Here is a 12,160-nt window from a genome sequence, read left to right on the forward strand (position 1 = left end):
GCGTGATTATTTTTGCGAAATAACCGAAATTACGCTTTTATTTAATTTTTAATCTTCTTATTCTGGATAAATGACATCTCAACTTATTAAAAAAATAGTTACTGGAGATGAGATAAGAAATGCTTTTTTAAAATTTTACAGTGAAAAATTACATAAAATCATTCCAAGTGCATCTTTGATTCCAGATGACCCTACGGTTATGCTCACAATTGCTGGAATGCTACCTTTTAAACCAGTTTTTTTAGGTTTAAAAGAAAGACCATCAAAAAGGGCTACATCTAGCCAAAAGTGCATCAGAACAAACGATATAGAAAATGTTGGAGTTACAGCTAGACATCATACTTTTTTTGAAATGCTTGGTAATTTCTCTTTTGGTGATTATTTTAAACGAGAGGCTATTCAATGGGCTTGGGAATTAGTTACTAATATTTATCAACTTTCTGTTGAAAATATAATTGTGAGTGTTTTTCACGAAGACGATGAGTCTGCAAAAATTTGGAGAGATGAGATTGGCATTCATCCAGATCGGATAGTAAAACTAGGTGAGGAAGATAATTTTTGGTCATCTGGCAAAACAGGTCCATGTGGACCTTGTTCAGAACTTTATTATGATTTTCATCCTGAAAAGGGTCTGAAGAATATTGATTTAGAAGATGGAGATCGTTTTATTGAATTTTATAATCTTGTTTTTATGCAATATAATCGTGATCCTAATGGAAAATTGACAGATTTAAAATTTAAAAATATTGATACAGGAATGGGTCTTGAAAGGATGGCTCAAATACTACAAAAAAAGCAAAATAATTATGAGACAGATTTAATTTTTCCTATTATTCAAAAAATTTGTGAGATTGCAAATATTGATTATTTTTCTTCAGATGATAAAAACAAAATTTCTTTAAAAATCATTGGTGATCATACAAGAGCTGTTATTCATTTAATTTCTGATGGAGTAGCAGCAAGTAATCTCGGTAGGGGATATATATTAAGGAGGCTTATTAGAAGAATGGTCAGACATGGCAGATTATTAGGTATAACAAATGAATTTTTACCTCATATTGCTACTGTCGGGATCAATTTAATGCAAAATAATTATCCTGATTTAAAAAATAATATTGATTTAATTTTGAATGAGATAAAAATTGAAGAAATAAGATTTAGGGAAACTCTTGAAAGAGGAGAGAAATTGCTAGATGAGTTAATTTCTTCAGGGCAGAAATTAATTTCTGGTTTTAAAGCTTTTGAACTTTATGATACTTATGGATTTCCTCTAGAACTTACTGTAGAAATTGCCGAAGAAAATAATATCAGCGTTGATGTAAAGGGTTTTGAAGAAGAAATGAATGGACAAAAAGAGAGAGCTAAAGCCGCTTCAAGTAATATTGATTTAACGTTAGAGGGATCATTAGAGCGAGAAATAGATCTTTTTAGCAAAACTGTTTTTAATGGTTATAATTCACTCCTTTCGGAAGCTGAAATCAAGGGTATATTCCTGGATTCAACATTAGTTAAGCAAGCAAGTGAAGGTCAGAAAGTTTTAATTGTTCTTGATCAGACATCTTTTTATGGAGAATCTGGCGGACAAGTTGGTGATATTGGAACGATATTTTCAAAAGATGTAGAGGTCTTGGTAGATAATGTTATTCGAAAGAAAAATGTTTTTTTACATTATGGAAAGATTAAAAAAGGAATATTAACTATTGGACAAAAAGTTACGACTAATGTTAGCCCCTCTAATAGAGCTAAGGCTTCTGCAAATCATACAGCTACTCATTTATTACAATCTGCACTTAAATCAGTTGTTAATGAAAGTGTTGGACAAAAAGGTTCATTAGTAGCCTTTAATAAATTACGATTTGACTTTAATTCCTCTAATCCTATTTCTAAAGATCAAATTTCTAAGATTGAGACTTTAGTTAACTCTTGGATTATGGAAAACCATGCCCTAGAAATAAAAAATATGTCTAAGAGTGAGGCTCTTGAAAAGGGCGCAGTCGCCATGTTTGGAGAAAAATATGATGATGAAGTGCGCGTTGTTAATGTACCAGGAGTTTCAATGGAACTTTGTGGTGGCACTCATGTTCTAACGACATCCGAATTAGGTTCTTTCAAAATAATTAGTGAAGAAGGAATCTCAGCTGGAGTAAGAAGGATCGAAGCATTATCAGGCCAATCAGCATTAGACTTTTTCAGTGATAGAAATGCTTTAGTAAATCAACTAAGTGATTTGTTAAAAGCAAATCCTAACCAACTTTTTGAAAGGGTTAATAATTTGCAAGTAGAGCTTATTAATAAGAACAAAGAGATACAAAAAATGAAAGATGAAATTGCATATTTTAAATACTCTTCTATAAAATCATCCGCAGAAATAGTAAATTCTTTTTCAATTTTAGTAAATCAGATTGATGGCTTAGATGGTAATTCTTTGCAATCTGCAGCACTTAATTTAACTTCTCATTTAGGTAACAAAGCAATAGTGATTCTTGGGGGAATACCAAATCCAGAAAATAGAAAGTTGTTATTTGTAGTTTCTTTAGGTGATGATGTAGTAAAAATAGGATTGCATGCAGGTAAATTAATTGATGAGATTGCAAGAATGTGTTCGGGAGGTGGAGGAGGAAAGCCTAACTTTGCTCAAGCAGGTGCTAAAGATATTGATAAGTTAAGTGATGCTCTAGATTATGCTAAAAATCATTTACAAAAAAAATTAGATAGTCATTCTGATAAATAACTACTTTTTCTGAGACTAATTTCGATTTGATCTATTAATTTCCTTGCTTCTTCAATAGTTAATTTTTTTTGATCAATTGCTGATTCAGTATTAAGTCTTATAGATTCAACCAAAGAAGCTGAACTGTAATCTAATAATTGTAAAATTTCAGATTTACTTTCCTCTTTAATAATATTTTTGACCTTATATGAATCATCTTGATTTATGTCTATATGAACAACGTTTGTACTTCCAAATAAATTGTGCAAGTTTCCTAATGCTTCTTGATAGGCTCCAGTCATAAAAATTCCAATTAAATAATCTTTATCTGCCTCTGGCTTATGTAAATTTAGTAATGATTTAATTTTTCCATCATCAATAAAATTATTTAGTTTCCCATCTGAATCACAGGTTAAATCTGCAAAGTTGCCTTTGCAGAACGGCTCCTCTAAGTGCCTATGTATTGGTACAATTGGAAAAATCTGATTTATTGCCCAGCTATCGGGAATAGATTTAAAGATAGATAAATTTGCATAATAAGTTGATGCAAGAGTTTCTGTAATTTCAGATAAATTAGGGTGATTGATTTCATCATTATTCAGGTTATTAGAAATTTCTTTTGCGCAAGCCCAAGTAAGTTCTTCGGCATAAGCTCTTTCTGCCAAACTTAAAAATCCTAATCTAAAAGCGACTAAGCAATCTTCTTTAAACTTTTTTGCATCATTCCATAGTTCAATTATTTGAGATAAATTTATTTTTTTATTTTTAAGTTTTTTTAATTCATAGTAAGTTTCAAGTAAATTTGAAATTATTAATTGTTGATTTTTTTTATCAAAAATTTGTAGTTTGGAACTGACATTGCTTGTTCCTAGGACATTAAAAATTAAAACTGAACAATGACTAATTATTGCTCTTCCACTTTCTGAGATTATGGTTGGATGCTTGATATTATTTAATTCACATGAATCCTTAATAGTTGCAATTACATCGTTCGCATAATTTTGAAGAGAATAATTAGTGGAGGTGTTTGAGGAGGTTTTAGTTCCATCAAAATCTATTCCTAATCCTCCCCCAACGTCGATATATTGCATTGGAGCTCCTAGTTTGCATAGTTCAACATATATTTGACTCGCTTCTTGTAATGCGTCTTTGATTACAGCAATATCACTTATTTGACTGCCTATATGAAAATGGAGCAATTTCATTTCGTTGATAAGATTTGCTTCTTTTAGTTCTTTTATCGTCAACATAATTTCTGGGATTGATAATCCAAATTTGGAATTATCTCCAATAGATTTACTCCACCTACCACTACTTTTACTTGATAACTTTGCTCTAATTCCTATCAATGGAGTTGCGTTAAGTTCCTGAACTGCTTGAATAATTCTTCTTACCTCATCTCGTTGTTCAATAACTATTATTGGATTTTTACCGAGTTTTCTTGCCAAAGTAGCAATCTCAATATATTTTTTATCTTTATATCCGTTGCATATTAATAATGCATTTTGGTTTTCAAGAAGTGCAAGGCCAATTAATAGTTCTGATTTACTTCCTACTTCTAAACCAAAATTCCATTGGCTACCAAACTCTATTATCTTTTCTAGGACATTTTTCTGTTGATTACATTTGACAGGAAAAACGCCTTGATAAATGTTCTCATATTTATAGGTTTTTATTGCTTTTAAAAAAGAGTCATGTAATGCATTTATGCGATCTTTCAAGATATCATTAAATCTGATTATTAATGGAGGATTTATTTCTCTACTCTTGAGTTCTTTGACAAGCTTAAAAAGATCAATCTTATTTTCAGATTTCATATCTTTAGTTACTGATATATTTCCTTTGGAATTTATAGAAAAATATTTATCTCCCCATTTGTCTATGTTATAAGTCGAAATACTATCTTCAATAGTCCAAATATTCTTTAATTTTTTCGGCTCAAAATTGGTCAATTTATGTCTTAGTGATTAATAAATGTTTTTGAAAATAACTCAAAACAATATCTTTTATTTTAATGATTACTTGCCAAGTTACCACCCAAAAGTTGAATATACATAGAGTGATTATTAACTAAATGACCAAAGAGAGAACTTTTATTGCAATTAAACCAGATGGAGTTCAAAGAGGATATGTTTCTGAGATTATTGGCAGATTTGAAAAAAAAGGATTTAAATTGGTTGGATTAAAGCAATTAATTCCTTCAAAAGAAATTGCTCAAAATCATTATGGAGTACATAGAGAAAGACCCTTTTTTGATGATTTAGTAGACTTTATTTCAAGTGGGCCTGTTGTAGCAATGGTGTGGGAAGGCGAAGGAGTAATTTTGAGTGCTAGAAAACTAATAGGGGCAACAAAACCTCTGGAAGCAGAGCCTGGAACAATTAGAGGTGACTTAGCTATTGATATTGGGAGGAATATTATTCATGGTTCTGATGGAGAAGATACAGCAAAATTTGAAATTGATCTATGGTTTAACGAAGAGGAATTATGTGAGTGGGAAACTTCTGATTCGAAATGGCGATCTGAAAATTAAAATTTAAATCGCAAATCTATCTAAACTAAATTTTTCTAAAAAGTTTTTTTCTATTTCTTTGAGATTTTTATTTTGAACTATTTTCAAAAGAAGATCACTTGTTATTGCAGAAAATAAAACTCCATTTCTGTAATGTCCTGTAGCTATAAAAAGATTTTCAATTTTTGATTTTCCAATTATTGGTTTTAGATCTGGTGTGCAAGGTCTAAATCCCCACCAATGTTCCATTTGTGGCCAATTAATAGCTTCTGGTAATAAGGTGAGAATGCCTTCTTGCAATTGTTTTATTCCATTAGGAGTATTACCCTGATTAAATTTTGAATCTTTTTCAACTGTCGCTCCAACTATAATAAGGCCATCATCACGGGGAACTAGATAAGTTTTTGGACCAAAAATAACTCTTTTCAAAAAATTTGCTGGACCTTGTATTGATAGCATTTGTCCCTTTACAGGAAAGACTGGAATTTTATTAAAAATTTTTTTACTCCAAGCACCGCTGCATATAATTGCTTTTTCGCAGTTAATTTTTTTTATTTCCCCAGTGGCACATACAACTGTTGCACCTATAACTTTGTTTTTTTCGAATGTCAAATCTTCTACTTCTGATCCCTCTTGAAATTCGACTCCATGCAAGGAGCATGCTCTCTCAAGAGCACGCATCAATCTTCTTCGGTTATCTATTTGCCCATCTTGTTCAAAAAGTAAACCATGTTTCCAAATAGAATTCATTCCATTAATTTCTGTTTGAAGATCTTTGTGATTTAAATATTTTCCATATTCATAAGTGGGAAACTCTTCAAGATCTTCTTTGTTTTTAAATGGAACTACTATGCCACATTTTCTTAAACCGCATTTAATATTACTATCTTGTTCTATACTTTTTATCCACTTTGGAATTAGATTTTGACTTTCTTGGCCAAATTTTAGTAATTCATCTTCGAGCCCTTCGGCATGAGTAGCTAACATTCCTGCAGCAACAAATCCAGCTGATTCATTTCTGTTTTTGCTTAAAACTAAAACTTTGAAGTTATTTCTAGAAAATTCATAAGCAATAGATAAACCCAAAAGTCCACCCCCAATGATTAATATTGAATTTTTGGTTTCTTGTGACATTTAAAAATTAATATTTTTTTGTGTTTTGGTCCTCTTTTCCTTTATATCCAATAATATTAATAAAGAGACTTTTGATAATGAACAATTTGGATTCTTGGGAAGCTGTGATTGGTTTGGAAACTCATGTACAGCTTAATACGAAAAGTAAAATATTCACATCTGCGTCAACAGCTTTTGGTGATGCACCTAATACGCATATAGATCCTGTAGTTTGTGGGTTACCAGGAACCCTTCCAGTTTTGAATGAGACTGTTCTTGAGTATGCTGTAAAAACTTCGTTAGCATTAAATTTAAACGTTGCAGAACATTGTAAATTTGATAGAAAACAATATTTTTATCCTGATCTGCCTAAAAATTATCAAATTTCACAATTTGATGAGCCATTAGCTGAAAATGGTTGGTTAGAGGTTGAAATAATTGAAAATGACAAAGATCCTTATATCAAAAAAATTGGTATAGAAAGGCTACATATGGAAGAAGACGCCGGAAAACTAGTCCATTCAGGAAGTGATAGATTAGCTGGCTCTAAGTATTCTTTAGTTGATTACAATCGTGCCGGAATAGCGCTTTGTGAGATTGTAAGTAAACCAGATATTAGATCAGGTAAAGAGGCATCTGAATATGCTTCAGAGATTAGAAGAACAGTTAGGTATCTAGGGGTATCAGACGGAAATATGCAAGAGGGTTCATTACGCTGTGATGTCAATATTTCAGTTAGAAAAGGACCTAATGCTCCTTTTGGTACCAAAGTGGAAATAAAAAACATGAATTCATTTTCTGCAATTCAAAAGGCTTGTGATTATGAAATAGCCAGACAAATAGAAGTTTATGAAAATGGAGGGAAAATTGTTCAAGAAACAAGGTTATGGGATGAAGCTAAGCAATTAACGAAAAGTATGAGATTAAAAGAAGGTAGCAGTGACTATAGATATTTTCCTGATCCTGACTTAGGTCCAATTGAAATAACAAAAGCCCAACAAGAAATATGGTTTAAAGAACTACCAGAATTACCTTCAAAAAAAAGAAATAAATACGTAAGTCAATTTGGGTTGTCTGCATATGATGCAAGGGTAATTTCTGATGAAATAACCATGGCAAACTTTTTTGAAGAAACAGTAGCAAATGGTGCTGAGGCCAAACTAGCTTCAAATTGGGTAACAAGTGATATTGTGGGCTATTTAAAATCAAACAAACTAAGTTTTAGTCAATTAAAGCTTAGTCCTGAAAATCTTGCTGAAATGATAAACATGATTTCAAAAAATATTATAAGTGGAAAAATTGCAAAAGAAATTTTACCTGAACTTATTCAAAAAAATATTCCTCCGAAAAAATTAGTCGAAGAAAAAGGGTTGGCAATGATATCTGATTCTTCAAGTATTTTACCAATAATTGATGAACTGATAAATGAACATCCAAATGAAGTTCAAGCATTTAAAAATGGCAAAACTAAGTTACTTGGTTTTTTTGTTGGTCAACTTATGAAAAGAACAAAAGGTAAAGCTGACCCGAAACTTGCAAATAAACTTCTTATGGAAAAATTGAATAGCTAAAGTTTAAAGAAGCTCTTTTATCGTATTGATCCATTTATTTTCATCATCTGAATTATCTAAAATAATATCTGAAAATTTTCTTTTTTCTTCAAAACTTAATTGACAATTTATCAATTCATATGCCTCTTTTTCGCTAATTTTATCTCTTGTGGTAAGTCTTTTTTTTTGTAGTTCTTTAGGACATTTAACTAACCATATTTCAGTGCAAATATCTTCAAATTTTGCTTCAAATAATAATGGAATAACCAATATTATAGTTTGATTATTTCTGTATTGACTGCATTCTTCTATCATTCTTTCTTTAATTAAGGGGTGAAGCAGTTTTTCAATCCATTCCTTGCTTGCTGAATGTTTAAAAATAATGTTCCTTAAAAGTTTTCTGTTTATTTCCCTTTCTGAATTGCTTTTATTATCAATAATTTTATTTCCAAAATAATTTAAAATTTTCTTATATCCATATGTATTTGGTTTGATTAATTCTCTTGAAAAATGATCTGCATCTAATATTGGTAGGTTTTTATTTTTTCTAATGTAATTAGTTATGGTTGTCTTCCCACTTGCAATACCTCCTGTTAAACCAATTCTTCTTTGGTTGTTTTTTAATTTTTGAAGAATATCCATATAATTAATAATAATCTAATTACTTAGTTTCTTTAGTATTAAAGAGTAGTTAGTATGAATTAAAATACCAAAAAGTTTGAGCCAGTTAGATTCCAATTGGTCGTTTGTTGATGACAGTAAGGTAACACCTAAGGGGTTTCTTTTTGCTGGGATATCTGCTGGTTTAAAAGCTTCTAATAAAAAAGATTTAGCACTAATCCTCGCTCCAGAAGGAAGTATTTTTAGTGGGATGTTTACTCAATCAGTAGTCCGCGCTTCTTGTGTGGATATTTGTGAGGAAAGGATTAAAACAACTTCAGGTTTTGTAAGAGCAATACTAATTAATTCTGGTCAAGCAAATGCCTGTACAGGAAGTCTTGGCATTCAACATTTTCAAATTGCTACAGGAAAGATTGCGGAACTTTTAGGAATAAAAGAAGAAGAAGTTTTAATGTGCTCAACTGGTGTAATTGGTGTTCCAATACAAATAAATGATTTAGTAAAAAATCTACCGAATTTAGTTAGTGATTTAAAGGATAATAATTTTGAAAATGCAGCAGAAGCAATTTTGACTACTGATTTGACTTTGAAAAAAGTGTCAATAGAGACGATTATTCAAGGTAGAAAAATAAAAATAGCAGGATTTGCAAAAGGTTCAGGAATGATTTATCCCAATATGGCTACAATGCTTGCTTTTCTAACCTGTGACGCGGGTATTGAAAAAGAAGAATGGGATAATATGATTGCTATTGCTGTTAAAAAATCTTTTAATGCAATATCAGTTGATGGAGAGACAAGCACAAACGATTCTTTTGTTGGAATAAATTCAGGAGAGAAAATTGACAAAAGATTTTTTCCAATAATCCAAAAAGGGATTGATATTGTGTGTCAAAATTTGGCAAAAAATATTGCAAGGGATGGAGAGGGAGCAAATTGCTTATTAGAAGTTTTAGTTCAAGGGGCAAAAAATACTGATGATGCAATTATGGTTGCTAAATCTATTTGTAATTCCGCATTGGTAAAAACTGCGATCCATGGCTGTGATCCTAATTGGGGAAGAATCATTTCCGCTGCAGGTAATGCTGGAGTTAAATTCAACTTAAATTACGTTGATTTGTATATAGGTAATTATCAGATTTTGGAAAAGGGAAAGTTAAATAAATTTGATCCACAAAAAGTCACAGATTACATTGAATCCAGAATGAAAGGTAGATATTTAGTTGATGATATTGTAAAAATTATGATTAACCTCAATTCTGGCGAATCGGAAGGTGCAGCTTGGGGATGCGATCTTTCTAAAAAGTATGTTGAAATAAATAGTGAATATACTACTTAAGCCTTAGTAAATCCATTGGTATATATTCATTTATACAAAGAAACAGTATTGTTAAAGTTCCAATTACAGAACCTATCAAACCTCCAAAAAAATTAACTAATAATCTAGATTGTGGAATTTTTGTTTCTTCACTTTTTTCTTCTTCAAAATCAGAAGAATCAACTACTTTTAAGCGCTGATTGGTTGTTGGTTGTTTAAGTTGTTGGTGTCGGATGAGGGCTTCGAAATCAGGCATGGAATTTGTGAGGCAATTGAACAATAAGCAGACCAGCCCGTCATTCGACGAGGATCTGATCTACCTAAATCGTCTACAGCTTCAAATACAGCATTACCCGCGGCTTCTGCTTTATCAAAAGCTGAAAGTAAGGGTATAAATGTATCAAATACATATAAACCAAAATTTTCTAGAGCTGCTTTGGCTTGTTGCGCTGCTTTTTGCTGTCTAAAATCAACTTTTACTATCACTACAGCATGGTTTACTTTTAAGTTGCTTAATAAATTAGCTAGTTCAACAGTTAATTCTACTGATCTCGCTTTTGCAGTTGTAGGTAAGATAACTAAATCTGAACCATATGCTAAGTGTTTAAGTTCTTCTTGATCACTGCTAGCCTGTCCATCAGTTATTACGATTTCTGATGATCTTGATGCTTTAGCAGCTGAACTGACTGGGAAAACTGGAAATGGAAGATTGCCTCTTGATGAGTAAGCTAATGCAGATCTATTCTTATCGGCATCTACTATGCAAACTTTTTTACCTTCAGAATGCCAAACACTAGCTAGGTGAATACTTGTGCAGGTCTTCGCCACACCCCCTTTTTGTCCGCAAACGGTAATGAACAATTTTTTCTTTTTATTTCTCTTACTTTGGAGAATAATTTCTTAATGTCAAGAGAAATTGATTTTTAATGCTTTAAAACTTATTTTTTGAAATATTTAAAAGAGGATAATATTTTTAGATAACCTTAAAAAGTGCTTTATTTAAATAGTTTAGTGAAGAAAAGAATTGGATTAGGTACTTGGTCGTGGGGGAATAAGTTTTTTTGGAATTATCAATCTAAAAATGACGATGATCTACGTGAGACATATAATGAAGCTTTACAAAGGGGTTTTAATCTAATTGATACTGCAGATTCTTACGGAACTGGGAATCTTCAGGGTAGAAGTGAATTTTTGATAGGCAAATTTTTACTAAATACTCCCTCTGCAAAGAAAAAAAGAATTCAAGTAGCAACTAAACTTGCGCCTTATCCTTGGAGAATCGGTGAAAGAGGTTTTAATAAACCTTTTTTGAAAAGTTTAGAAAGACTCAATAACAAATTAGATATAGTGCAATTACATTGGTCAACTGCAAAATATTATCCTTGGCAGGAATTAGGGCTTTTGAATAATCTTTGCGATTTAAAAGATCAAGGCTTTGATTTTCAAATCGGCTTATCAAATATAGGCCCTAAAAGATTGAAGAAATTAATAAATTTCTTAGCCAAAAGAGATCAGAGCATAAAAAGTGTTCAGATACAGTTTTCTTTGCTTGCTCCCGATTTAGGAAAACAATATCAGGTAAAAAAAATTTGCGAAGAACATAATATTGATTTCTTTGCTTATAGTCCTTTGTCTTTTGGAATACTTTGTATTGATCCAGATCAAGAAGAAGATAAAGAAAAAAGTTTTATTCGTAATGCTTTATTTGAAAACTATAAAAAACCAACATATGAATTGCGGAGGTGTCTAAAAAGAATTGCGTATCAAAGATCAGTTTCCCAAGCGCAAGTAGCAATTAATTGGTGTTGTTATCAAGGAACTATTCCAATCGTTGGAATGCGCAATAAATCTCAAGTCATAGATATATCGAATGTATTTAATTGGAATTTAAATAAAAATGAATTTAAAGTACTTCAGGAATCTTCAAAAAAATGTTTAAAAAAAATGCCGAAAAATCCTTTTTCGAGTAATTAATTAATTTTTAGCTAGATGTTTTCTTATTTTTTTTTATTTGAAAACTATTATTCCATAGTTCATTAGGAAATTTTTCACCAGTGAATCTAATAACTTTTGGTTTGAGATTTATTATCAAGTAATTTAAATTTTTTTTAGATTCCATTTTGCAAGATTGAATTTTTTTTATAAGATAAAATAATTTAAAACTTATCTTCGCAGTATTTATACTTAAAAAATTAAAAAAATTCTTTTTAATACAAGTAATTGCAGCAATATTTACAAACTAATAAATTATCTACTACAACTTCTTAGTTATTTAAAAAAGTGGAGTCCTTCCAGACTCCTTGTATCATTTGGTTGATAAGGCTGATATAACCCCATCT

General features: G+C 31.0%; 9 protein-coding genes. 5 read left to right on the forward strand and 4 right to left on the reverse strand.

Going from position 1 to position 12,160, the window contains the following annotated elements:
* The first annotated feature begins 70 nt into the window (after positions 1-70).
* Entirely contained in the window at positions 71-2,731 is a 2,661-nt protein-coding gene (alaS, locus tag HA151_RS00220; protein WP_209105577.1) for an alanine--tRNA ligase, read from the forward strand.
* Here the strand turns inward: alaS and speA are convergent.
* Complete coding sequence (gene speA / locus HA151_RS00225; RefSeq protein ID WP_209105578.1) at positions 2,716-4,662, reverse strand: biosynthetic arginine decarboxylase; 1,947 nt, start codon at positions 4,660-4,662, stop codon at positions 2,716-2,718. The two genes, alaS and speA, sit on opposite strands and share 16 nt — an antisense overlap.
* Before the next feature lie 122 nt (positions 4,663-4,784).
* Between speA and ndk the strand changes: the two genes are divergently transcribed.
* Positions 4,785-5,243 (forward strand): nucleoside-diphosphate kinase, encoded by a 459-nt coding sequence (gene ndk / locus HA151_RS00230; protein ID WP_209105579.1) that lies wholly within the window; start codon positions 4,785-4,787, stop codon positions 5,241-5,243.
* Positions 5,244-5,246: 3 nt separating this feature from the next.
* Here the strand turns inward: ndk and thiO are convergent, their stop codons facing one another.
* Positions 5,247-6,356, reverse strand: a complete 1,110-nt coding sequence (gene thiO, locus HA151_RS00235) for a glycine oxidase ThiO (protein WP_209105580.1) — start codon at positions 6,354-6,356, stop codon at positions 5,247-5,249.
* A gap of 77 nt (positions 6,357-6,433) precedes the next feature.
* Between thiO and gatB the strand changes: the two genes are divergently transcribed.
* Positions 6,434-7,906: an Asp-tRNA(Asn)/Glu-tRNA(Gln) amidotransferase subunit GatB gene (gene gatB / locus HA151_RS00240; protein WP_209105581.1), complete on the forward strand. Its 1,473-nt coding sequence runs from the start codon at positions 6,434-6,436 to the stop codon at positions 7,904-7,906.
* A gap of 3 nt (positions 7,907-7,909) precedes the next feature.
* On the opposite strand, the gene coaE is transcribed toward gatB, so the two are convergent.
* Positions 7,910-8,527 (reverse strand): dephospho-CoA kinase, encoded by a 618-nt coding sequence (gene coaE / locus HA151_RS00245; RefSeq protein WP_209105582.1) that lies wholly within the window; start codon positions 8,525-8,527, stop codon positions 7,910-7,912.
* 76 nt (positions 8,528-8,603) lie between these two features.
* On the opposite strand from coaE, the gene argJ reads away from it, so the two are divergent.
* Positions 8,604-9,842, forward strand: coding sequence for a bifunctional glutamate N-acetyltransferase/amino-acid acetyltransferase ArgJ (gene argJ, locus HA151_RS00250; RefSeq protein ID WP_209105583.1), 1,239 nt, complete (start codon positions 8,604-8,606; stop codon positions 9,840-9,842).
* Between the two features lie 168 nt (positions 9,843-10,010).
* Here argJ and HA151_RS00255 read toward each other — a convergent pair whose 3' ends face one another.
* A complete protein-coding gene (locus tag HA151_RS00255; RefSeq protein ID WP_209105584.1) occupies positions 10,011-10,682 on the reverse strand; it encodes an AAA family ATPase in 672 nt (223 codons plus the stop codon).
* Between the two features lie 150 nt (positions 10,683-10,832).
* Between HA151_RS00255 and HA151_RS00260 the strand changes: the two genes are divergently transcribed.
* The gene (locus HA151_RS00260) at positions 10,833-11,795 is read left to right on the forward strand and encodes an aldo/keto reductase (protein ID WP_209105585.1); all 963 of its coding nucleotides are present in this window, start codon (positions 10,833-10,835) and stop codon (positions 11,793-11,795) included.
* The last annotated feature ends 365 nt before the right edge of the window (positions 11,796-12,160 follow it).

The organism is Prochlorococcus marinus XMU1419 (genome assembly GCF_017695955.1).
Lineage (GTDB): Bacteria > Cyanobacteriota > Cyanobacteriia > PCC-6307 > Cyanobiaceae > Prochlorococcus_A > Prochlorococcus_A marinus_AD.

Coding starts and splice junctions, on each gene's coding strand:
- alaS (WP_209105577.1), top strand. CDS start 71: ATGACATCTCAACTTATTAAAAAAATAGTTACTGGAGATGAGATAAGA.
- coaE (WP_209105582.1), bottom strand. CDS start 8,527: ATGGATATTCTTCAAAAATTAAAAAACAACCAAAGAAGAATTGGTTTA.
- gatB (WP_209105581.1), top strand. CDS start 6,434: ATGAACAATTTGGATTCTTGGGAAGCTGTGATTGGTTTGGAAACTCAT.
- ndk (WP_209105579.1), top strand. CDS start 4,785: ATGACCAAAGAGAGAACTTTTATTGCAATTAAACCAGATGGAGTTCAA.
- thiO (WP_209105580.1), bottom strand. CDS start 6,356: ATGTCACAAGAAACCAAAAATTCAATATTAATCATTGGGGGTGGACTT.